General features: G+C 66.4%; 20 protein-coding genes. 9 read left to right on the forward strand and 11 right to left on the reverse strand.

Annotated elements, in window-relative coordinates; translation table 11 throughout:
* The 4 genes from HHL15_RS24795 to HHL15_RS24810 all read right to left on the reverse strand — a co-directional run.
* Positions 1 to 299, reverse strand: a 299-nt coding sequence (locus HHL15_RS24795) for a GDP-mannose 4,6-dehydratase (protein ID WP_169146287.1), incomplete at its 3' end; no start/stop codon positions are given.
* 164 nt (positions 300 to 463) lie between these two features.
* Positions 464 to 2,686 (reverse strand): polysaccharide biosynthesis tyrosine autokinase, encoded by a 2,223-nt coding sequence (locus HHL15_RS24800; RefSeq protein WP_169148472.1) that lies wholly within the window; start codon positions 2,684 to 2,686, stop codon positions 464 to 466.
* A gap of 48 nt (positions 2,687 to 2,734) precedes the next feature.
* On the reverse strand, positions 2,735 to 3,952 hold the full coding sequence (locus HHL15_RS24805) for a polysaccharide export protein (RefSeq protein WP_169148473.1): 1,218 nt from the start codon (positions 3,950 to 3,952) through the stop codon (positions 2,735 to 2,737).
* A 293-nt stretch (positions 3,953 to 4,245) separates the two neighbouring features.
* Positions 4,246 to 4,599: a hypothetical protein gene (locus HHL15_RS24810; RefSeq protein WP_169148474.1), complete on the reverse strand. Its 354-nt coding sequence runs from the start codon at positions 4,597 to 4,599 to the stop codon at positions 4,246 to 4,248.
* A gap of 417 nt (positions 4,600 to 5,016) precedes the next feature.
* Between HHL15_RS24810 and HHL15_RS24815 the strand changes: the two genes are divergently transcribed.
* The 9 genes from HHL15_RS24815 (at position 5,017) to HHL15_RS24855 (ending at position 14,294) form a co-directional block, all read left to right on the forward strand.
* A complete protein-coding gene (locus HHL15_RS24815; protein ID WP_169148475.1) occupies positions 5,017 to 6,411 on the forward strand; it encodes an undecaprenyl-phosphate glucose phosphotransferase in 1,395 nt (464 codons plus the stop codon).
* Positions 6,412 to 6,455: 44 nt separating this feature from the next.
* Entirely contained in the window at positions 6,456 to 6,659 is a 204-nt protein-coding gene (locus HHL15_RS24820; RefSeq protein WP_169148476.1) for a SlyX family protein, read from the forward strand.
* Between the two features lie 590 nt (positions 6,660 to 7,249).
* A complete protein-coding gene (locus tag HHL15_RS24825) occupies positions 7,250 to 9,193 on the forward strand; it encodes a peptidase U32 family protein (RefSeq protein WP_169148477.1) in 1,944 nt (647 codons plus the stop codon).
* Between the two features lie 36 nt (positions 9,194 to 9,229).
* Complete coding sequence (locus tag HHL15_RS24830; RefSeq protein WP_169148478.1) at positions 9,230 to 9,910, forward strand: hypothetical protein; 681 nt, start codon at positions 9,230 to 9,232, stop codon at positions 9,908 to 9,910.
* Between the two features lie 12 nt (positions 9,911 to 9,922).
* Positions 9,923 to 10,243 carry a DUF6156 family protein gene (locus HHL15_RS24835; protein ID WP_169148479.1) on the forward strand — a complete coding sequence of 107 codons (321 nt, stop codon included), beginning with the start codon at positions 9,923 to 9,925 and terminating at the stop codon, positions 10,241 to 10,243.
* Positions 10,244 to 10,324: 81 nt separating this feature from the next.
* Positions 10,325 to 11,236, forward strand: a complete 912-nt coding sequence (locus HHL15_RS24840) for a transglutaminase family protein (protein ID WP_169148480.1) — start codon at positions 10,325 to 10,327, stop codon at positions 11,234 to 11,236.
* 182 nt (positions 11,237 to 11,418) lie between these two features.
* Positions 11,419 to 12,570: an FIST signal transduction protein gene (locus HHL15_RS24845; RefSeq protein ID WP_169148481.1), complete on the forward strand. Its 1,152-nt coding sequence runs from the start codon at positions 11,419 to 11,421 to the stop codon at positions 12,568 to 12,570.
* A complete protein-coding gene (locus tag HHL15_RS24850) occupies positions 12,567 to 13,340 on the forward strand; it encodes a GGDEF domain-containing protein (RefSeq protein WP_169148482.1) in 774 nt (257 codons plus the stop codon). The genes HHL15_RS24845 and HHL15_RS24850 overlap by 4 nt, the downstream gene beginning before the upstream one ends.
* 135 nt (positions 13,341 to 13,475) lie before the next feature.
* On the forward strand, positions 13,476 to 14,294 hold the full coding sequence (locus HHL15_RS24855) for an EAL domain-containing protein (protein WP_169148483.1): 819 nt from the start codon (positions 13,476 to 13,478) through the stop codon (positions 14,292 to 14,294).
* 1,112 nt (positions 14,295 to 15,406) lie between these two features.
* On the opposite strand, the gene HHL15_RS24860 is transcribed toward HHL15_RS24855, so the two are convergent.
* From HHL15_RS24860 to HHL15_RS26265, 7 genes are all read right to left on the reverse strand, one after another.
* Positions 15,407 to 16,150 carry an ABC transporter permease gene (locus HHL15_RS24860; RefSeq protein WP_169148484.1) on the reverse strand — a complete coding sequence of 248 codons (744 nt, stop codon included), beginning with the start codon at positions 16,148 to 16,150 and terminating at the stop codon, positions 15,407 to 15,409.
* Positions 16,150 to 17,388 (reverse strand): ABC transporter substrate-binding protein, encoded by a 1,239-nt coding sequence (locus HHL15_RS24865; RefSeq protein WP_169148485.1) that lies wholly within the window; start codon positions 17,386 to 17,388, stop codon positions 16,150 to 16,152. Before HHL15_RS24865 ends, HHL15_RS24860 begins: the two co-directional genes overlap by 1 nt.
* A gap of 22 nt (positions 17,389 to 17,410) precedes the next feature.
* A complete protein-coding gene (locus HHL15_RS24870) occupies positions 17,411 to 18,214 on the reverse strand; it encodes an ABC transporter ATP-binding protein (RefSeq protein ID WP_169148486.1) in 804 nt (267 codons plus the stop codon).
* Positions 18,211 to 19,296: an acyl-CoA dehydrogenase family protein gene (locus HHL15_RS24875; protein ID WP_169148487.1), complete on the reverse strand. Its 1,086-nt coding sequence runs from the start codon at positions 19,294 to 19,296 to the stop codon at positions 18,211 to 18,213. Before HHL15_RS24875 ends, HHL15_RS24870 begins: the two co-directional genes overlap by 4 nt.
* Positions 19,293 to 19,853: a carboxymuconolactone decarboxylase family protein gene (locus HHL15_RS24880; protein ID WP_169148488.1), complete on the reverse strand. Its 561-nt coding sequence runs from the start codon at positions 19,851 to 19,853 to the stop codon at positions 19,293 to 19,295. The genes HHL15_RS24875 and HHL15_RS24880 overlap by 4 nt, the downstream gene beginning before the upstream one ends.
* A 119-nt stretch (positions 19,854 to 19,972) precedes the next feature.
* Positions 19,973 to 20,914 carry an AraC family transcriptional regulator gene (locus tag HHL15_RS24885; RefSeq protein ID WP_235943661.1) on the reverse strand — a complete coding sequence of 314 codons (942 nt, stop codon included), beginning with the start codon at positions 20,912 to 20,914 and terminating at the stop codon, positions 19,973 to 19,975.
* Positions 20,915 to 21,196: 282 nt separating this feature from the next.
* Positions 21,197 to 21,554, reverse strand: a 358-nt coding sequence (locus HHL15_RS26265) for a hypothetical protein (protein WP_206198965.1), incomplete at its 5' end; no start/stop codon positions are given.

Consider the following 21,554-nt stretch of genomic DNA (forward strand, 5'->3'; position numbering starts at 1 on the left):
ACGTTGGTGCGGATGAAGTCGCCGGGGCCGTGGATGGAGCGGTCCACGTGGCTTTCGGCGGCAAAGTGCACCAGGGCGCGGGGGCGGTGCTCGGCCAGCAGCCGGTCGATGAGCGCCCGGTCGCAGATGTCGCCCTGCACGAAGAGGTGCCGCGGGTCGCCCGCCAGCGAGGCCAGGTTCTCCAGATTGCCTGCGTAGGTCAGGGCATCCAGGTTGACCACCGGCTCGTCGCTTGCGCGCAGCCAGTCCAGAACAAAATTTGCGCCAATGAAGCCGGCGCCGCCGGTTACGAGAATCATATGAGGCCCTTCGGATCAAACTGCGGTTTCAAATCCCTTGAAACCTACCCAAACCGATCGGCCCCACGCCTCCTATTCAATCAACATAAACACAGCCTCAGTGAGGACGTTACGCATGTAAAAGGGAGGAAACGAAGGCCGACCCAATCAAAAAACAAGTTCTATCAGGCCTTTCCCTTGTAGGAATAGCGATAGACATATCCCTTGTAGCCATATCGGTAGCGCTGCTTGCTTGTATCAAGGTCGTTGAACACGAAGCCCTTCACATGCACGCCTGACTGGTTGAGGCGCTTCACAGCCTGCTCCAGCTCGCGCACCGGATGCCGCCCGGCACGCGCCACCATGAGGGTAGCCCCCACGTGGCGGCCGATGATAGCGGCATCCGACACCGCCAGGATGGGCGGCGCGTCAACAATCAGCGTATCGAAGCGCTCGCCCAGCTTTTCGAGGAGCTCTTCAAAGCGCAGGTGCATGAGCAACTCAGACGGGTTGGGCGGAATCTGGCCGGTGGTGACCACCCACAGATTGGGTACGGCCGTGGGCTTGACCACGTCATCAATAGATGCTTCGCCCGCCACAAACTCCGAAATACCGGTTTCACGCTTGAGCCCGAATTCCTTGTTGATGTGGCCACGACGCAGGTCGGCATCCACAATCACGATGCGCTTGCCGGTCTGGGCCAGCACGGCGCCCAGGTTCTTGGAAATGAAGCTCTTGCCCAGGCCCGGGCTGGGGCCGGTGATGAGCAGGGAGTTCTGCTGCGCATCGAGCAGGGCAAAGTGGATGGTGGTGCGCAGGCTGCGCAGGCTCTCGATGGCGTCGTCCTCGGGGTTGCTCACGGCCAGCAGCTCGCCGGCCTTGGCGCCCTTGGTGCGCTTGTTGATGGCCACTTCCTCGGAGCTGTGCGGAATGGACGCATACACGGGCAGGCCGAGGCGGGATTCGATCTCGTCGGGGTTTTCCACCACCACGCGCAGGGTGCGGATGAACCAAACCGCGGCGAGGCTGACCATCAGGCCCAGGAAGCCGCCAATCGCCAGGATGGCGACCGGCTTGAGGCCCACCGGCTGGCTGGTGACCGCGGCAGAGTCGATGACGCGCACGTCGCCCACCGTGCCGGCCTTGCTCACGCGCAGCTGCTGGGCGGTGTTGACCAGGTTGGTATACAGGGCGGTATTGACTTCCACATCCCGCGCCAGGCGCAGCACTTCCTGCTGGGTGTCGGGGAGCTTGGCTACCGAGGTGTCAAACTGGGCGCGGCGCTGCTTGAGCTGCTCGATGCGGGCATTGGCAGCCTGGATGCGCGGGTGCTCGGCGGTGAAGTACTGGCGCAGCTCGTCGCGCTCCTGGCGCAGGGCGACGATCTGGTTGTCCACCTCCACCAGGGATTGCAGCACGCTCTGGGTTTCGATGTTCAGGTCCAGCGAGCCACGGGTTTGCCGGTAGTTGTTGTAGGCGGCCTCGGCCACGTCCATCTGGCGCTTGATCTCGGGCAGCTGCTTCTCCAGGAAGGCCAGGGTGCTCTCGGCTTCGGCAGAGCGGCGCTCCACGTTCTGGCGCACATAGGTGTTGAGGATGTCGTCCAGCACCACGCCGATCTTGTCCGGGTCCTTGCCTTGCAGGCTGATGTCGAGAATGCCGGACTTCTTGCCACGCTCCTTGATCGCATACTTCTTATTCAGTTCTTCGAGGGCCTGGTCTGCCGACAGGCGGACCAGCTTGAAGCGAGTGCCGGGCCGGGCGGCCATTTGCGCTACGAAGATGGAGTATTGGCCGGCCGTGGCACGGGTGCCGGTATTGCCCTTGAGTACGGGCTCGTCGGCGTCGGCAAACAGTTCGAAGGCACCATCGGCCCCCACCTTGAGGCTGAGCTTTTCGTCGAGCATGTCCCGCGGCACGGAGAGGGAATCCACCTTGATGGATTCACCGCCCCAGGCAAAGCCGTCCAGGCCAAACAAGGGGGCGGCCAGGCCTTCGTCCTTGTAGCGGTTGGCGATGGCGCGGCCGATCAGCGGAAAGTAGGCGGGCTCGGCAGAGATGTTGAGCCGCTGCTTGTCGATGACCTTTTCCAGCACCATGCGGGAGTTGAGGATCTCCTGCTCGGCGGCCACGGTGGTGTCGCCGGCCAGGCCCATCAGGGAACCCAGCTCCTTGAGGCCGGTGAGCGCGGAAGAGGCTTTTTCCTCCACCTGGATCAAGCCGCTGGCCTTGTACTCGGGCCGGGCAATAAAGGTCCACGCGGCGCCGAGGAGGACACCGGCGATCGTGATGGCCGCAATCAGCCAGCGATAGTCGATGAGAACGGCCAGGATTTCGCCGAGAGCAAGGCCGTCGTCATCCTGGTCGTCCAGGCCCTGGGCGGCAGGGCTGAGGTTTTGGTGTTCCATGAACTGTCCGTTATGTCTTCTAATTCTGTGGAGCGGAGGTGCGCGCGATCAGTTGCGGCCGCCAAACAGCGGGTACTTGGCGTTACCCAGCTGGTAGAGGGTCTGTGCCGTGGGCAGGATGTTGGAGACCACACGGTTCCAGCGCACCACGTCGGCCGCGTCTACATAAATGATGTCCCGCGGCTTGAGCGCAAAGCGGTCGGCCAGCAGCATGGCATCCGGCGAGCTGCCGTCCAGGTGGAAGAGTTCAGGCGTGTCGCTCTCGCCGCGCATCACGTAGATCCACTTGGGATTGGAGCGGTCCTGGGAGATGTAGCCGGTATCGGCCAGGGCTTCGGCCAGGGTGGAGCGCTTCTTGGTCATGACCAGGGAGCCGGGCTTGGTGACTTCGCCCAGCACAAAGATCTTGTTGAAGCTGCGGTCTTGCACGTTGAGGATGTCGCCGGGTTCGAGCAGGGCGTTCTGCTCGGTGGCGCCTTCTTCGTACATGGCCTGGATGTCCACCCGGTAGGTGGTGCCCTTGCGGGTGAGCAGCACGCGGCTGTGGTCGGCCTCGGGGCCAAAGCCGCCGGCGCGGTTGACTGCTTCCAGCACGGTCATGGGGATGTCGGTTACATCCTGCTGGCCGGGCTTGAGCACTTCGCCCACCACGTAAACACGCTTGCTGCGGAAGGCGGCCATGCGTACATCCAGTTGCACCTTTTCGATGAACTTGGCGAGGCGCTGCGAGAGCAGGTCACGGATCTGGCGGGTGGTTTTGCCCGCCACACTTACCGTGCCCACGTAGGGGTAGAAGATGCTGCCATCTTCGGCCACCACGGTGCCCGACTGTTCGGCAGAGCGGTACTGACCAGCGGGGGTGGTGAGTTCGGGGTGGTCCCACACCACAATGGTGAGGATGTCGCCCGGCCCGACCTTGTAGTCAACGGCGGCCGGCAGCGCCGAATTCACCTTTTTGGCGCTGGCACCCGCCTTGGCCACGGCATCTTCCGACAAGCCGGCCTTCTGCGGGGCGGCGGCCTTCATCTGGTCGATGATCAGCTCGGCGGTGATGGGCTTGATGGCGATGTTGTCCGGAACGGTCTCTTCGCCCTGCTTGACGGGCAGCTTGACGGCGGACTTGTTGTCGCGCAGGGAATAAGCCTTGTCGCCCGGCACGATGGTGGCACAGGCAGAACCCAGGCAGGCGGCGATGAGCGCCAGGATCAGGCCACGGCCCTGGAGGGCACGGGCGGAGCGGGGCTTGGAGTCTCGTTGATCGATCATGGTCCGATAGTCAGTTAGGGCGGCCGGCCTTCCGTGACACGGGCGGGGCACACGGCCGGCTGCGTGCCGGCAGGCCCTGCCCGTCCGGGCCGGCCTGGGCCCCTCGGGTTCGATTAATGGGTAACGACTCCACGGGGCAGGCACACTCACAGGTATGCGCTGCCCGCATGGTTAACATGATGTAAACGGGATGCAGCGGCGAAATGCTATCACGCTGCTGATGACAGACTTCCGCAAAAGGTCACAATGCCGGGCGGTTGGCACGGCATGCCTCCCGCGCACCGGCACCGGGCTCACGAAATGCGGCGCAGCACCAGTGCAACGACGACCAGGGCACCAGCCAGCAGCATGGATCCCGAGTCGCTGCCTTCGCCGGAGAAGAGGTCTCCCCCCCCGCCTTTCACCGCTTCGAAGCCTGCGGCGCTACGTGCAACCACCGGAGACAGGCGCGCACCCTCCAGGGTGCTGCCATTGAAGAAAGCCTGCACTGCAGGCACTTGAACCTGGGGGATCTTGCCCCCCAGTACGGTATTGATGCCCTCGGCATGTACGTTCATACCGCCGGCACTTTCGCCCACGGTTGCCGCCGCATGGCCAGCACCCGCCAGCGATACCGCGGCCAGACTGCAGAGAATGAGTTTGCGCATGGTGGACAAGCCCCCGCCTGAAATTTTTGATGTGCGTGATACAAAGCAACAAACGCGCCGGATTTCATGTCATGAACATGGAGTGTATCTAAAGTCACACTAATTCATTATGTTGCGCTGTAACATTAAGTTGCCGGAAAGATGCACAAAGTGGGTATCAATGAGCGAGTGTAAAGTTTTCCGACAGGCGCGCACCCAAACAGGGCACTTTGTTACACGGCAGTGCATGCCCGATGCCGGCGTGCTGCGTTAAGATGCAGCATCTACATGTATTTAAACTTCTTTTAACAGCTGCCACAGATTTTGCATTTCTGTCAGTGAAATTCTTGTCATTAACAAATTTATAGGCTTATGCACGCATCCAACCTGGCCGCGCATGAAACCTCAACTCATACTGCAGCGCAGCAAACACTCGCCATGTTCCGAACAGTAGATACGCACCAGAACTTTCTGCGCCCCAGCTACACGCTGACCACGGCTGTCGAGGCCCTGCTCGACCCGCTGGTGGCGGCGCTCAGCCTGGCGCTGTGCGTGATGGTGCAAGACCCGACCGCAGGGCCCCACTATGTGCTGCTGGCGGTGTTGACCTTTGCCATGCTGTTCCCCGGCAATGTGGGCTTTCATGAGCCGCCGCGGCGGGTGGTGCGCAAGGTGGTGACCAACTGGCTGTTGATCGTGGTGATCATTGGCGGCTTTGGTTATGCCAGCGGCTATCTGCGGCACTTTCCGCGGAGCGTGATCTGGGCCTGGGGCCTGCTGGCACCGGTGGCCATGGTGCTGGCCCATTTTGTGGCGCGCAATCTGCTGCTGCGGGCACTTTCAACCAGCAAGCGCCAGCGCACGGCGGTGGTGGCCGGGGTGAACGATGTGGGCCTCAACCTGACCCGCCAGTTTCAGGACGACCCTTACCTGGGCTGCCGCGTGGTGGGCTTTTTTGATGACCGCCACCTGGACCGCCTGCCCGATACGGGCAATCTGCCGACCATTGGCAAGATGTCCGAGCTGGCCTCCTTTGTTAAGGAGAACCATGTAGACCACATCTACCTGGCGGTGCCCATGGCCAGCCAGCCGCGCATCCTGGCCTTGCTGGACGACCTCAAGGACACCACGGCGTCGATCTTCTTTGTGCCCGACATCTTTGTGACCGACCTTATCCAGGGCCAGATGCACAGCGTGGGCGGCACCCCGGTGGTGGCGGTGTGCGAAACCCCCTTCACCGGCTTCCGCGGTGTGGCCAAGCGCCTGTCGGACATCGTGATTTCGATGATCCTGCTGGTGCTGCTGGCGCCGATCATGATCGGCCTGGCGATTGGGGTGAAGATGTCGTCCCCCGGCCCCATCGTCTTCAAGCAGCGCCGCTATGGGCTGGATGGGCGGGAGATCCTGGTGTACAAGTTCCGCTCGATGCGCACCACCGACAACGGCCCGGTGGTGAAGCAGGCCACCAAGGGCGACCCGCGCATCACCCCGTTTGGCGCGTTTATCCGCAAGACTTCGCTGGACGAGCTGCCGCAGTTCATCAACGTGCTGCAGGGCCGCATGAGCATCGTCGGCCCCCGCCCCCACGCGGTGGCCCACAACGAGACTTACCGCAAGATCGTCAAGGGCTACATGGTCCGCCACAAGGTGAAGCCGGGCATCACCGGCTGGGCCCAGGTAAGCGGCTACCGCGGCGAGACCGACACCATCGACAAGATGGAAAAGCGCATCGAGTACGATCTGGAATACCTGCGCAACTGGTCGCTGAGCTTTGACCTGTGGATCATCTTCAAGACGGTGGCGGTGGTGTTCAAGGACAAGAACGCGTATTGATGCAGGGGCGGCTTGAGCCGCCCTTACACTTACTTGGAACGCTGATGGAATCCCGCCTTACCGAAATCGAGATCAAGCTTGCCCTCACCGAAGACCTGGTGGATACCCTCAACATGACGGTACACCGCCAGCAGGAGCAGATCGACGCGCTGCAGCGCCAGATCCGCCAGCTCTACCAGCAGATGCAGTCCGCCACCCCCAGCGCCGAAAGCCGCGACCTGCGGGACGAGATTCCGCCGCATTATTGAGGGAGTGTTGAGGGAGTGCGGGTGTACATGCAGGGGCGGCTTCAGCCGCCCGCAGGGGGTTGATCGAAGTCCGCGGGAGGATGAGTCCGCCCCTACGGATGCCTACACAAGGCCCTCTTCGAACCCCCAGCCCTACACCTTCTTCCCGACCCTCTTCCCGCGCCGTGTTCATCAGACTCACCTCGTCACGCAACGCACGTTCGCGCACAAACGCCAGGCGGCGGGCTTCGTCGTCTTCCGAGAGGTGCTGCAGTTCTTCCATCGCCTGACGGACTGCGGGGTGGGTGATGGTGCTCATGGTGCTTTCCTCCTTTGCGGGAGATGCGGCAAACAAGCGCTTGAAGACGAAGTCGTTCTTGGGATCGAGTAAGGGCGCCATAGCCAAGCCTTGAAAAAGAACATCGGCATTCTTTCATTCCATGACAAATCGATCAACTTGCAAACAGAACCCGGGGCATTGCAGCCCTGCATCCGGGAACATCTGCGGCGACGCACCAAGCCACCCTGGGGCGGACGGGGTTTCCGGTTTATAATCCGGCACTTGCGATGTGGCCGTTCGAGCCGCACGCCCCTCCCCCGAGAGCATCACCATGATCCATTCCCGTAAGCAGCTCGAACTCCTGGCCCCGGCCCGCAATGCGGACATCGGGATCGAGGCGGTCAACCATGGCGCAGACGCCGTTTATATCGGCGGCCCGGCTTTTGGTGCGCGTGCAAACGCCGAAAACACCGTAGCCGACATCGAGCGCCTGGCCCGTCATGCGCACCGCTTTGGTGCCCGCGTGTTCGTGGCGTGCAACACCATCCTCCACGACGAGGAGGTGGAAGGCGCCAGCGCCCTGATCCGCCAGCTCTACGAGGCCGGCACCGATGCGCTGATCGTGCAGGACATGGGCCTGCTGGAACTGGACCTGCCGCCGATCCAGCTGCATGCCAGCACCCAGACCGACATCCGCCACCCGGAAAAGGCGCGCTTTCTGCAGGACGTGGGTTTCTCGCAGATCGTGCTGGCGCGGGAGATGAGCCTTACCGAGATCCGCAAGGTGGCGGCGGCCACCGACTGTGCGCTGGAGTTTTTTGTGCACGGCGCGCTGTGCGTGGCCTTTTCGGGGCAGTGCTACATCAGCCATGCCCACACCGGCCGCAGCGCCAACCGGGGCGAGTGCTCCCAGGCCTGCCGCCTGCCCTACGACCTGGCGGACAAGGACGGCAACCTGGTGGCCAGCAACCAGCATCTGCTGTCGATGAAGGACAACAACCAGAGCGCCAACCTGCGCGCCCTGGCCGAGGCGGGGATTTCCAGCTTCAAGATCGAAGGCCGCTACAAGGACATGGCCTACGTGAAGAACATCACCGCCCACTACCGCCTGTTGCTCGACGAGATCATGGAGGAGAGCCCGGAGTACAGCCGCACTTCGGCCGGGCGCAGCACCTTCTTGTTCACCCCGCTGGCCGACAAGACCTTCAACCGCGGCGCCACCGATTATTTTGTGAATGGCCGTACGCAGGAAGCCGACATCGGCGCCTTCGATTCGCCCAAGTTCGTCGGCGAGCCGGTAGGCAGCGTGATCCGCCTGGATGGCAAGCAGCGCCGCTACTTCGACACCACCAGCGCCGTCGAGCTGCACAACGGCGACGGCATCACCTTCTACGACCGCAAGGGCGAGCTGGTGGGGCTGCGGGTGAACCGGGCCGAGAAGATCGGCGAGGATTTCCGGGTGCATACCGCCGAGCCGCTGCCGGCCGACCTCTTCCCGGGCAGCGGCCTGTTCCGCAACCGGGACCATGAATTCGAACGCATGCTCGAGAAGAAGTCCGCCGAGCGGCGCATTGCGGTGGACCTGCTGCTGACCGAGACACCAGAAGGCTTTGCCCTGACCCTGACCGACGAGACCGGCGTATCCGCCACGGCCGCCCTGCCCCACGCCAAGGAGCCGGCCAAGGACGCTGAGCGGGCCGTGACGGGGCTCAAGGACAGCCTGGGCAAGCTGGGGGCGACGATCTTCAGTGCGCGGGAGATCACGCTGGAGCTGTCTGCCGCCTGGTTTTTGCCCGCCGGCGCGGTGAATGCGCTGCGCCGGGACGCGGTGGAGGCCCTCGAGGCCGCCCGTCTGGCCGCCCTGCCGCCCCTGCCGCGCCGGGCTGCCGTGGAGCCGCCGGCCCCCTATCCGCAGACCGAGCTGAGCTACCTGGCCAATGTGCTCAACCAGAAGGCGCGGGATTTTTACCACCGCCATGGCGTTGCCCTGATCGAGGCGGCCTACGAGGCCAACGAGCACACCGACGACGCCTCGCTGATGATCACCAAGCATTGCCTGCGCTACAGCTTCAACCTGTGCCCCAAGGAGGTGAAGGGCATCCGCCCCGACCCGATGACCCTGATCAACGGCAAGGAAAAGCTCACCCTGCGCTTCGACTGCAAGCGTTGCGAGATGCACGTGGTCGGCCGCATCCGCCAGTCGGTGCTGGACACGCCGGCGGTGCCGGTGAAGTTCCACGCCAAGGTGCCGGACGGTTTCCACGCGCCCCACTGACCTGCCCTCACGCTTGCCCCCCACACCACCACTCGCATGAAAATCGCTATCGCAATCATCCTGCTGGCCCTCGCCATCCTGGTCGGGCCGGTGGTCTGGCAGTTTGCCCACTTCGACCCCAAGGCCGTCCCCACCAGTGGCCTGCCGTGGCAGATCGAAGTGCTGCCGGGGGGCGAGGCGAAGGTCTTTGACCTGATCCCGGGGCGCAGCACCCTGGCCGAGGCCCGCACCCGCTTTGGCGCCGAGATGCAGCTGGCCATCGTGGCCGAGCCCAATGAGGCGGGCAACGTGGAGGGTTACTACGAGCAGGCCACCGCCGGCTTCGTGGCGGGCAAGCTGATCCTCACCGCCGACCTGCCCGGGGACATCATCGAGGGCATGCGCGAGCGGGCGCCCAAGACGGAATACATGCAGAGCACGACCCGCAAGGCGACCCTGGCCGAGGCCGACAAGGCCGCCGCCCTGGCCGCCCCGATCCGCGCCATGGCCTTTGTGCCCAGCGCCCAGCTGGACGAAGCCGTGATCCTCGAACGCTTCGGCCAGCCCGCCGAACGCATCCGCGTGAACGACCACGTGGAGCATCTGCTCTACCCGGCCAAGGGCCTGGACGTGGTGCTCGACACCAAGGGCAAGGAACTCCTCCAGTATGTCGCCCCCGCCCGCTTCGACGCACTGCGCGCGCCGCTGAAGGCGCTGGAAAGCAGCCCGAAACCCTGACACGGATCTGCCATGACGACTCACGCCCCTGCCACGCTCCGTCATTTTGTGACCTACACCGGCGTGAGCCTGCCCCTCCGGCTGACCACGCCACTGGAGGCTTCCGACCTGCAGAACCGCATCACCTTCTACCGCGCTTACTACAACGCCCAGGACCAGCTGACGGATGTGGAAAAGGTGGTGTACGGCGAGATCGAGTCGTCTCACCACTATCTCTACCACGCCAACGGCACGCTGCAGCAGGCCAGGATCGTGGTGGTGGCGGATGAGGAGACGACACTGATGACCTTTGCCGAGGACGGCACGCTCCTGTCGACCGAGACCATAGCCTGAACGTCACGAGCGCGCGGGAGCAGGCTTCGGGTTGATCCCCTACAATCGGGGCATTCAGCCATTCACCGCGGGTCCGTGCTCATGTCGGTCATTCTCGAAGTCGAACACACCACGATCTACCGCTACAACAACCCGGTGCGCTTTGGTGAGCACCGGATGATGTTCCGGCCCCGCACGAGCCACGACATCCGGGTGCTGGAATGCACGCTGGACGTGACGCCGGATGCGGAGGTGCGCTGGGCGGATGACGTGTTCTCCAATTCGGTGACCTACGTGAACATCCGCGAGCCCGCCAAAGAGCTGAAGTTCGTGGTGCGCTTCACCATCGAACAACTGGGGGTGCGCAATGTGGAGCTGCCCCTGTCGGCCTGGGCCGAGGTCTATCCCTTCGAGTACACGGCCGGCGAGCGCTACGACCTGCGCAACTTCATCGAGCCGGTGTACCCCGACCCCTGCGGCCTGCTGCGCCTGTGGGCCGACCAGTTCGTGATTCCGGGCCGGCACATGCCGACGCGCGATCTGCTGGTGGCCATTGCCGCGGGGATCCGGGAGCAGTTCTCCTACACCACCCGGGACATGGAGGGCACCCAGACACCCTTGCAGACCCTCGAGCTGAAGAGCGGCACCTGCCGCGACTACGCGCTGTTCATGATGGAGGTGGTGCGCCGCCTGGGCTTTGCCGCACGTTTTGTGTCGGGCTACCTGTACGACCCGTCGCTGGACGGCGGCTCGGGTGCCATGACGGGCTCCGGGGCGACCCACGCCTGGCTGCAGATCTACCTGCCCGGCCCTGGCTGGGTGCCTTGCGACCCCACCAACACCCTGTTTGGCGGCGACCATCTGATCCGCGTGGCCTACGTGCGCGACCCGTCCCAGGCCAGCCCGCTGTCGGGCAGCTTCATCGGCCAGGACGGTGACTTTGCCGGGCTGGAGGTGGATGTGAAGGTGCGCAAGCTCGGCACGCTTCCCAGCGAGTTGCAGCACAAGGCCTGAGCCCAGGCGGCCCGACGGGGCTGTACAGCTCCGTCGGGTGGGCTAAAACGAAAGGTAATAAGTGATTGCTCAGGACGGCTTTGGCTTGGCGGCCGGGAAGATAGGTGCTGGAATGTTTGCCGCCCTGGCCAGCCCACCACGCCGGGAAGCCACACCACCCAAACCAGGCCGGTCATATAAAAATGCAAGTCAGGCAGATCACAAGGCACGACCTTTCATACAACAAGGCACGAATCGACGCCTTCAGTGCGATCGAACCCCAGTTGATCCTGGCTTTCTGGGCACGCGAGCCGCTGGACGACACCGACTTTCTTGATGCCCTGGCCGGTTCTTTCCCCAGCGCGCAGCTGATCGGCTGCTCCACCTCGGGCGACATCCACAGCCAGGGTGTGCAGGACGGTGGCTGGGTGTTGACCGGCATCCGCTTTGAACGCCCGGACACCCGCTTCCAGGTGGTCGAGGCCACACTGGCCGGCCTGGAGGATTCCCGGGCCGCCGGGCTGCGGCTGAGCGCCCTCCTCCCCCCCGAGGATCTGCGCTGCGTGCTGGTGTTCGCCCCCGGCGTGGGCGTGAATGGCAGCGCCCTGGTGGATGGCCTGGCGGCCGGGCTGGCGCCGGAGGTGTGGATATCGGGCGGCCTGGCCGGCGACAACGGGCGCTTTACCCGGACCATGGTGCTCGGCCCGGGCGGCCCGGCAACCAACAGCCTGGTGGCAGTGGGCCTGTATGGCCAGCATCTGCATGTGGCTTCGGCCAGCCACGGGGGCTGGAAGCCTTTTGGCCCCCGACGCAAGGCAACCCGCTGCGAGGGCAGCCTGCTCCACGAACTGGATGGCCAGCCGGCCCTGGCGCTCTACAAGAAATACCTGGGCCCCTACGCCAGCGGCCTGCCGGCCAACGGGCTGCTGTTTCCCCTCGAGATCATGGACGACGATGCGAAGTCCACCGGCCTGTTGCGCACCATCCTCGGGGTGGACGAGGCACGCCAGAGCATCCAGCTGGCCGGCTCGGTGGATGAAGGCAGCTCTCTGCGCCTGATGCATGCGAGCCCCGATGCGCTGGTGGAAGGTGCCGAGGCCGCCGCCACCGCCAGCCTGGCCCTGGAGAGCCGGCCGCCATCCCTGGCCCTGTGCGTGAGCTGCGTCGGGCGCAAGCTGGTGATGGGAGAGCGCATCGAAGAAGAAGTGCTGGCGGTGGCCGACGAGCTGGGCAGCGAGGTCGTCCTGGCCGGCTTCTATTCGAATGGCGAGATCGGCTCGGCCGGCAAGCAGGGGCAGTACCGGCTGCATAACCAGACCATGAGCATCTCGGTGCTGGGCGAGGACATGACATGAACCGCCTGCTTCTCCGCCAGCTCAAGCGGGCTACCCAACTGGAGGGCGAGGCCGCCGTCGAGCGCCTGCTTGCCGAACTGAAGCTGCGGGCCCGGACGGAGAGCTTTCCGTCGGACATGAACCGCTTTCTGCTGGGTGTCGGAGAACTGCTGGAGCGGGTCAGCGCCAGCTACGACCACCACGAGCGGGACGTGGAACTGCATTCCCTGAGCCTGGCGCTGAGTTCGGAAGAACTCGAAGCCGCCCAGCGCGAACTGCTCCGGCTGAGCCGCAGCGACCGGATGACCCAGCTGTGGAACCGCGGCTACTGGCAGGAGCGCCTGCAGGAAGAGTTCCAGCGTGCGCGGCGCTTTGGGCAGCCGGTGTCCCTGCTGATCTTCGACATCGATCACTTCAAGCGCATCAACGACCAGTACGGCCACCCGGTGGGCGACCAGGTGATCTGCCTGGTGGCGGATGTGCTGCGCACCTGCTCGCGGCAGGTGGACATCTGCGCGCGTTACGGCGGCGAGGAGTTTGCCGCCATCCTGCCGGGCACCAACGAAGACGGTGCCTTCCATTTTGGCGAGAGCCTGCGCCTCAAGACCGAAGCGCTGGGCTTCAGCGCGGGCGAGCAGGCAGTGCCCTTCACCATCAGCATCGGGGTGGCCGAGCTGGACGACAGCTTCCCCGATGCGGGCAACTGGCTCGTCCGCGCCGACCACGCCCTCTACGATGCCAAGCGCAGCGGCCGCAACCGGACCTGCCGGTCGTCGCAATCGCCGCGCTGAGGCTGCCCCGCGCCACGTCTCCCGCGCATAAGGTTCGCAGAAATTCTTGGTTCCCCCGGCAGCCGGGGCGCCCTAGATTACAGGCTTCAGTCCGGCCGCCCAGGCCGGAGCCCACCTGTCTCGAGGAGCGCCCGAATGCCCGACGCCGATCTCCACCTCAACCCCCTCACCCGCGACTTCCTGGCCCGCCTGCCGACAGCACGGGTGTCAGGCAAGCAGCTCTACCGCGCGCCCGATGGCGGCGTGCTCGGCGACTGGTTCGGCCTGGCCCTGTCCAGCGCCTTCCAGCCCATCGTGGACAGCCTCAGCGGCCGCATCGCCGGGCGCGAGGCCTTCCTGCGCAGCGGCAGCCCGGAAGACCACGGCCTGTCGCCCTGGACCCTCTTCTCCACCGCCGCCGACGACGCCCGGGTGATCGGCCTCGACCGCCTGGCCCGCGCCGTGCATCTGCTCAATGCCCTGGTGGCGGGCAATGAGGCGCCCCTCTTCCTCAACGTGCATGGCCGCCTGCTCGCCGCCGTGGCCGACGACCACGGCCGCGCCTTCCGGCGGGTGGTGGACGCCCTCGGCGTGCAGCCGGACAGCATCGTCATCGAGACCCCGGTGGAGGCCAGCGACCAGCCCGACCTGCTCGCCTTCGTGCTGCGCAATTACCGCAACAACGGCTTCCGGGTGGCGGTGAACGTGGAGTCGCCGGCCCAGTGGCAGAGCATCTCGACCACCGTGTGGCCGCAGTTCGTGAAGATCGACAGCCGCAAGCTCGGCCGTGGCAGCGAAGCCCGCGAGCGCCTCAAGTGGCTGTCGGCCCTGCGCGAGGACGCCACGCTGATCGTCACCCACATCGAGGAAGACCCCGAGGACTACGTGGCCGAGCACACGCTGCTGCAGGGCTACGCGCTGGGGTATCCGGCGGCGGGGGTCGCCGACATGGCGGCAGAGGCCAAGGCGGCCTGAGGTCTGCGGGGGCGGCTTGGCCTCTGCCGCCTGTTCGTGCCTTTGTCTGGGCTGTGCTGCCTTTGCTGGGCTGTGCTGCCTTTGCTGGGCTGTGCTGCCTTTGCTGGGCTGTGCTGCCTTTGCTGGGCTGTGCTGCCTTTGCTGGGCTGTGCTGCCTTTGCTGGGCTGTGCTGCCTTTGCTGGGCTGTGCTGCCTTTGCTGGCCGGCTTTCCGTTGTTTTGCGTTGAATTGGCCGGGATTTCGCCCCGGCGGGCGACCCCTTTCTTTGCGTCGCCAAAGAAAGGGGGAAAGAAAGGCGACCCGGCTTCCCCGGTCGTTCGCGTTGCGAACGACTCCCCTGCGCTGCTCGCATCGGGCGGCCGGCGCGGAACTCGTCGGCTGCGCCTCCTCAAACAGCCGCGCCGGAAAGCCCCGCCCGCTGCTGCGCTGCTCGGCGGGTCAGAACGGGCTTTCAACAGACACCGAGCCTCTACAGAAACGCCGGTGGATGCGAGACCTTGGGGTTTTGCTCTTTACCCTGAAAGCCAACCCCGGTTTCAGCAAACGCGCGGTGTTTGCGAAAAGCCCGTTCCGACCCGCCGAGCAGCGGAACGGCAGGCGGGGAAGTCCGGCGCGGCTGTTTGAGCCCGCAGGGCGAGTTCCGCGCCGGCCGCCTGCCGTGAGCAGCGCAGGGGAGTCATTCGCGCAGCGAATGACCGGCGAGGCGGGTCGCCTTTCTTGCTTACTTCTTTGGCGAAGCAAAGAAGTGAGTCGCCCGCCGGGGCGAAATCCCGGCCAATTCAACTCAAAACAACGGAAAGCCGCCCAGCAAAGGGTACGACCAGGCAGCCAAAGCCACGCCCTCAGCAGCCCCCGTCCAGCCCTGGACGATTCCCCTCCAGGCGCTGACAAAATCCGTCCAGCCCTGGACCCCGCCCATCCAGCCCTCGACAAATCCCATCCACCGCTACACAAAATCCGTCCAGCCCTGGACCAAAATCACCCAGCCCCTGAGCTCCCCCGTCCACACCTGCACAAAAATCACCCAGGCGTGGACACCCCGCGTCCAGGCCTGGGTGATTTTCATCAGCACCTGGACCTCCGCCGTGCTCCCCTGCACGCGCCGCGTCAGGTCAGGCGTGCAGCCAGCGCCGGTGCAGGCTGCGGGCCGCGTGGTCGAGCAGGTAGCCGAGGAAGCCGATCACCAGGATCGCCGCCATCAGGTCCGAATACGCCAGCCGGTCGCGCGAGTCGAGGATGAAGTAGCCCAGCCCCGCCGACACCCCGAGCATCTCGGCCGGTACCAGCACGATCCAGATGATGCCGATGGCCAGGCGCACGCCGGTCAGGATGTGGGCGGTGATGCCCGGCAGGATCACCCGCAGCAGGGTCTCCCGGCGGGTGGCCGACAGGCTGCGGGCCAGCAGCAGCCAGTTGGGGTCGAGCTGGGCCACGCCGGCGGCGGTGTTGAGCAGGATAGGCCACACCGCTGCGAAGGCCAGCAGGAAGTACACCGGGGCATCGCCCACCCCCAGCACCATCACGGCGATGGGCATCCACGACAGGGGGGAGATCATCCGTGCAAACTGGAACAGCGGCGTGGTGGTGCGCGAGAACAGGGGCGACAGGCCGGTCAGCACGCCGAGGGGAATCCCCAGCAGCAGGGCGATGACCAGGCCCACCGCCACCCGCTGCAGGCTCAGCGCCACGTGCTCCCACAGGTCGCGCCCCTGCAGCAGCTGCAGCAGGGCGTCCACCGTGGGGCCGGGGGAGAAGCTGGCCGCCACCGGGGTGACGGCGCCCAGCCAGCCGGCGCCGGCGGCCCACAGCAGGGCGGCGGCGAGCAGCCCTGCAAAAGGAAGAAGAATGCCCACCATCACACCGCCAGCACTTCCTTGCGCAGCAGGTCGGCCGGCAGCCCGAAGGCGGAGGGCCCGCCCACCGCGGCGATGGCCTTGCGGACAAAACGGTCGTCCACCAGGTCGCGGGCGACGAAGCGCGGGTCGAGCTTGGTCAGGAAGGCGTTGTCGCCCTCCACCCTGGTCTTCTGCAGCACCTTCACCAGCTCTTCGGTGTAGGACGCAAAGGGATAGGGCTGGAAGTCGATGCGGCGCTGGTACCAGCCCTTGTTGCGGGCGGCGCCGCTGGCCTCGTAGCTGGCGTAGTCGGTGGTGGCCAGCACCTTGGCCAGCACCTGCGGGCTGTGCGGGGTATAGCGGTTGTCGTCGGCGCTGGACAATATCTTGGCCGCCTCGAGCTGGTTGCCGCGGGTCCACAGCTGGGCCTTGACGATGGCGTTGGTGACTCGCTGGGCCCACTCGGGGCGCTCGGCGATGTCGCGCTCGGCCAGGAAGGTGACGCAGCAGGCGTGGTTCTTCCACACGTCGCCGGACAGGCGCAGGACCTTGCCGACCCCGGTGGTTTCGGCCGCGGCGTTGAAGGGCTCGGCGACGATGAAGCCGGCGATCGACTTGCCGGCCAGGGCCGAGACCATCTCGGCCGGCGGCAGCACGATCAGGTTCACCTCGTTGCGGGCCAGCGCGGCATCCCGCGTGCGGGTCACCGCGGTGAGGCCGTTGGCCTGCAGGATCTGCTGCAGCAGCACGTTGTGGATGGAGTACCAGAAAGGCACGGCCACCGTCTTGCCGCCCAGCTCGGTGACGCTGTTGATGCCCGGGGCGACGGTAAGCGCCGAGCCGTTCACGTGGTTCCAGGCCACCACCTTGGCCGGGAAGCGGGTGCCGTAGCGCACCCACAGGGTGGCTGGCGAGAGCAGGTGGATCACATTGACCTGGCCGGCCACGAAGGCCTCGACGATCTGCGCCCAGGTGCGGAACAGGCGCGGCTTCTCCACCGTGAGGCCTTCGGCCTCGAAGAGCTTGCGGGCGTGGGCGATCAGCAGCGGGGTGGCGTCGGTGATGGGCAGGTAACCGATCTTCACCGGCACGTCGCTGCTGCGGCTCTGGGCCAGGGCGTCGCCGGCGCTCAGCAGGGGCGCGGCGACGCTGGCGGCGGTGAGGGCCGACAGGCGCAGGAAGTCACGGCGGCTCAGGCTGCAGCCGCAGTCGGAGGTCTGGCAGATGTGGATCTTGGGTTCGGAATGCTTGGCGTCCATGGGTCGGGTCTCCGGGGCGGATTCAAAGGCTGGCATGGCGCAGGGCGCCAAGGATGGAGAGGCGCAGGGCGGTGACGGCTTCCGGGTGGTCCTCCCGCGGGCGGGGGATGTCCACCGTCCATTCCTGCGCGAGGTGGCCGGGGCGGCCGCCCATCAGCAGGATGCGGTCGGCCACCAGGATGGCTTCGTCGATGTCGTGGGTGACCAGCAGCACCGCCGAGTGCCAGCGATGCACCACGTCCACCAGCAGGTCCTGCATCTCGGCGCGGGTGATGGCGTCGAGGGCCGAGAAGGGTTCGTCGGCAAACAGCAGCTCGGGCTCGCGGGCCAGGGCACGGGCCAGCGCGGCGCGCTGGGCCATGCCGCCGGAGAGCTGGGCCGGATAGGCGGCCTCCCGCCCCTTCAGGCCGACGGCCTCGATGGCGGCGGCGATGCGGCCCTGCAGGGCCTCCCTGCCGGCCCTCGGCTGGTGGGCGAAATCGAGGCCGAAGCCCACGTTGTCGGCCAGCTTGAGCCAGGGCAGCAGGCTGGGCTGCTGGAACACCAGGGCACTGCGCGGATGTGGTGATGCCAGCGGCTCGCCGAGGAAGCTGACGCTGCCGGTGGCGGGCTGCTCCAGCCCGGCCAGCACGCGCAGCAGGGTCGATTTGCCGCAGCCGCTGCTGCCCAGCAGGGCAACGATCTCGCGCCGGCGCACCGCCAGGGAGACGCCCTCGAAGAGGGTGCCGATGCCGGCGTGGGCATAGCTGAGCCCACGCGCCTCGAGCACCGCCGGGGTCTGCTCGGCGCAGCGGATCACATCGGCTTCGGCCAGCGGGCGGTTCATGCGGCCTGCAACGCCGCCTGGCGCTCCAGTTCGCCGTGCAGCTGGGTCAGGCTGGGCGTCACCACCGGCACGAAGGCCGCCTCCAGCCAGCGCCGGGCAAAGTCGCCGGTGCTGGCCACCAGGTAGGCGCGGCCGCCGGTGGCGTCCAGCTCCAGGTCCACCGCCTGGCGCACCAGGCCGGCCAGCCGGATGCGGATGCGGAACAGCAGGGCCGCCTGGGTGGCGAAACGGCCATCGGCCAGCCCCGCCTCCAGCTCGGCCACCGCCTCGTCCAGCCCGGCCTCGATGGCCGCGACCCGGCCCTGCAGGCCGGCCCGGGCCGCGCTGCCGGAGTGGCTGGCCGCCGCCAGGCTGGCCCGCGCCAGGCCGATCGACATGCCGCACTGCAGGCCCAGGAAGGCCGGCCGCACGCGGGGCAGGAAGACCCGCGCATCGGCGTGGATCAGCTCGGCCGCGCCGGAGGCCACGCCCTCGATGCGGATCGCCGCGGTGTTGCTGCCGCGCAGGGCCAGCAGTTGCAGATCGTCGCTACGGGTGATGCCCGGCGTGTCGCCGGTGAAGGCGACCACCGCCGCGGGCGCGCCGTCGGTGGGCTCCACCGCGGCCGCCACCAGGTAGCCGGCGCGGCGCAGGTTGGTGACCCAGGGCAGTTGCCCGTCCAGGCGCCAAGCTTCGCCTTCCGGCGTGGCCAGCACCTGCAGGCTCTCGATGCCGGACAGGAACTTCATGGCGTTAGACAAGCCGGTGGCACCGGCCACCTCCCCCTCCAGCAGGGCCGGCAGCCAGCGCTGACGCAGGGCGGCGTTGTCGCTGTCGAGCAGGTAGCCGATGAAGCAGCGCTGGCCCCAGAACACGAAGGCGGCGGTGAGGGAACGCTCCGCCACCCGGGCGATGGCCTGCACCGCGTCGAAGGTGCTGCCGCCGCTGCCGCCCAGCGCCACCGGCACGCCGATGCGGAAGAAGCCCGCTGCGCCGAGCAGCGGCACCACCTGGTCGGCATGCTCGGGGCCGGCGTCGAGGGAGGCGGCGTGGGCGGCAATCCAGTCCAGGGCTTCATCCTGGCTACGCAGCGGAGGGCTCATGATTCGAGGGCGCCCGGCTGGAAGGGGCGCAGTTCGGGGTTGATGTCGCTGCCGGCCAGGTTGTTGGCGAAGTTGCAGAGGGTGGCCAAGCTGACGCCGAGGAGCACCTCCAGCACCTGCTGCTCGTTGAAGCCGGCGGCCAGGAAGTCGGCCAGCTCGCCCTTGGCCACCTTGCCGCGGGTCAGGATCACTGCGCGGGTGAAGGCCACCAGGGCGTCGACACGGGCATTGCCGGTGCTGGCGCGTTCCTGCAGGGCGCGCACCAGGTCTTTGTCGAGCCCGGCCTTCTTGAGGGCGATGGCGGTGTGGCCGGCCACGCAGAAGTCGCAGCCATGCACGCTGGCGGCGGTGATCTGGACCACCTCGCGGTCGGCCAGGCTGAGGCTGGCGCGGGCATTGATGCCGGATACGGTGAGGTAGGTCTCCAGGGCCACCGGGGCATTGGCCAGCACGCCGATGAGGTTGGGCAGAAAGCCGTTGTTGGTGATCACCGTGTCGATGAAGGCACGGCTGCCCTCGGGGGCGCTGGCGGGGGTGTGGACGGTCAGGCGGGTCATGGAAGGCTCCGGTAAGGTTCGCGATGGGTGGATTGTCCCGATCGGCGGCGGCGCCCTCTATGCACGGGCGTCGCTGCTTTTTGCTCGATCGTCTCGGCGGGCGGCCCGGCCGCGGGTGCTCAATGCGCGGCCCGCAGCCCCGGCACCCGGCGGGCCCGCTGGAAGGCTCCCGGCTGCTCGCCGATGACCTTCTTGAAGGCCCGCGTGAAGGCGGCCTGGGAGGTGTAGCCCACGTGCTCGGCGGCGCGCAGCACGCTGTCGCCCCGCTGCAGGCGGCGGGCGGCGATCTTCATGCGCACCTGCAGCAGGAACTGGGCCGGCGGCTGGCCGCTGGCCTCGACGAAGTGCTTGCAGAAGCTCGCCCGCGACATGCAGGCGACCCGCGCCATGTCATCCACCGACCAGGCCTTGCCGGGCTCGCGCAGGAGGTCGTCGAGCAAGGGGCCGAACTCCTGGCGGCGGGCCACGGCGAGCAGGCCCGCCGCCACGTCGTCGCGGCAGGCCACGTCGCGGATCACATAGAAGAAGAGCAGCTCGGTGAGCCGCTCGATCAGCGGCGAGGCGGCCTCGCCATGCCGCTCGGCCTCGGCCAGGATGAGCTGGAACAGGGGCCCCACGGCCTCGCTCGACGGCGAGTCGGCGCGGATCACCACGTAGTCGGGAAAGGCGCTGCGGAACAGCTCGCCGAGCAGGCCGCGGAACTGGAAGAAGCCGCAGGCCAGCCCGCAGGCGCCCGGCACCGCCGGAGCCATCGGCAACATGCTGCGGGGCTGGCACTCGGGCCCCGAGTCAGCCTCCGGAGTGAGGCTGTGGGGCAGGTCGCGCAGCAGGAAGACGCCTTCCCGCTCATTCAGCCGGATCGGCGGCTGGCCTTCGAGGTGCAGCCAGGAATGCCCTCGCAGCACCAGGTGGAAGCCCGCCCGCTCGCGCCCAGCCGTGGAAGCGCGCCAGGGGCCGCAGTACTGGCCGACATGGAACAGGGTGGTATCGAGCTCCAGCCCGCTGACGAGCCAGTGGGCGAGACGGTCTGTTTCAGGGGTCATGGCGGTCTTGTACGGCATGGCGGTTCGATAGGGTCGGTAACTGCCGGCGTTGAGTGAGGCCGGCGGGCTGATTTCCTGGATTTCCTGGTCCAGGTTGGGGTGGTGGTCGTTCTGCGTCTGGGGTTTTGGTGGGCTGCTCGTTTGTGCCTTTGTCTGGACGGCTTTCCTTTTTTCCTCCTTGAATTGGCCGGGATTTCGCCCCGGCAGGCGACCTCCTTTCTTGCTTCGCCAAGAAAGGAGGCAAAGAAGGCGACCCGCCTCCCCGGTCATTCGCTTACGCGAATGACTCCCCTGCGCTGCTCACGGCAGGCGGCCGGCGCGGAACTCGCCCTGCGGGCTCAGACAGCCGCGCCGGACTACCCCGCCTGCCGCTGCGCTGCTCGGCGGGTCGGAACGGGCTTTTACCGGGCACCGAGCCTCTACGGAAAGGCCGGTGGGTGCGAGGCGCTGGGGTTTTGCTCTTTCGTTGATCATCGCGCCCTGCTTCAGCAAACGCGCGGTGTTTGCGAAAAGCCCGTTCTGACCCGCCGAGCAGCGCAGCAGCGGGCGGGGCCTTCCGGCGCGGCTGTCTGAGGAGGCGTAGCCGACGAGTTCCGCGCCGGCCGCCCGATGCGAGCAGCGCAGGGGAGTCGTTCGCAACGCGAACGACCGGGGAGGC

Source organism: Zoogloea dura, assembly GCF_012927165.1.
GTDB lineage: Bacteria > Pseudomonadota > Gammaproteobacteria > Burkholderiales > Rhodocyclaceae > Zoogloea > Zoogloea dura.

Excerpts from the sequence above, each read along its gene's own strand:
- HHL15_RS24860 (WP_169148484.1), bottom strand. The coding sequence starts at position 16,150 with ATGGTGGGCATTCTTCTTCCTTTTGCAGGGCTGCTCGCCGCCGCCCTG.
- HHL15_RS24870 (WP_169148486.1), bottom strand. The coding sequence starts at position 18,214 with ATGAACCGCCCGCTGGCCGAAGCCGATGTGATCCGCTGCGCCGAGCAG.
- HHL15_RS24815 (WP_169148475.1), top strand. The coding sequence starts at position 5,017 with ATGTTCCGAACAGTAGATACGCACCAGAACTTTCTGCGCCCCAGCTAC.
- HHL15_RS24830 (WP_169148478.1), top strand. The coding sequence starts at position 9,230 with ATGAAAATCGCTATCGCAATCATCCTGCTGGCCCTCGCCATCCTGGTC.
- HHL15_RS24840 (WP_169148480.1), top strand. The coding sequence starts at position 10,325 with ATGTCGGTCATTCTCGAAGTCGAACACACCACGATCTACCGCTACAAC.
- HHL15_RS24800 (WP_169148472.1), bottom strand. The coding sequence starts at position 2,686 with ATGGAACACCAAAACCTCAGCCCTGCCGCCCAGGGCCTGGACGACCAG.
- HHL15_RS24885 (WP_235943661.1), bottom strand. The coding sequence starts at position 20,914 with ATGCCGTACAAGACCGCCATGACCCCTGAAACAGACCGTCTCGCCCAC.
- HHL15_RS24820 (WP_169148476.1), top strand. The coding sequence starts at position 6,456 with ATGGAATCCCGCCTTACCGAAATCGAGATCAAGCTTGCCCTCACCGAA.
- HHL15_RS24810 (WP_169148474.1), bottom strand. The coding sequence starts at position 4,599 with ATGCGCAAACTCATTCTCTGCAGTCTGGCCGCGGTATCGCTGGCGGGT.
- HHL15_RS24835 (WP_169148479.1), top strand. The coding sequence starts at position 9,923 with ATGACGACTCACGCCCCTGCCACGCTCCGTCATTTTGTGACCTACACC.
- HHL15_RS24850 (WP_169148482.1), top strand. The coding sequence starts at position 12,567 with ATGAACCGCCTGCTTCTCCGCCAGCTCAAGCGGGCTACCCAACTGGAG.
- HHL15_RS24880 (WP_169148488.1), bottom strand. The coding sequence starts at position 19,853 with ATGACCCGCCTGACCGTCCACACCCCCGCCAGCGCCCCCGAGGGCAGC.
- HHL15_RS24875 (WP_169148487.1), bottom strand. The coding sequence starts at position 19,296 with ATGAGCCCTCCGCTGCGTAGCCAGGATGAAGCCCTGGACTGGATTGCC.
- HHL15_RS24805 (WP_169148473.1), bottom strand. The coding sequence starts at position 3,952 with ATGATCGATCAACGAGACTCCAAGCCCCGCTCCGCCCGTGCCCTCCAG.
- HHL15_RS24845 (WP_169148481.1), top strand. The coding sequence starts at position 11,419 with ATGCAAGTCAGGCAGATCACAAGGCACGACCTTTCATACAACAAGGCA.
- HHL15_RS24825 (WP_169148477.1), top strand. The coding sequence starts at position 7,250 with ATGATCCATTCCCGTAAGCAGCTCGAACTCCTGGCCCCGGCCCGCAAT.
- HHL15_RS24855 (WP_169148483.1), top strand. The coding sequence starts at position 13,476 with ATGCCCGACGCCGATCTCCACCTCAACCCCCTCACCCGCGACTTCCTG.
- HHL15_RS24865 (WP_169148485.1), bottom strand. The coding sequence starts at position 17,388 with ATGGACGCCAAGCATTCCGAACCCAAGATCCACATCTGCCAGACCTCC.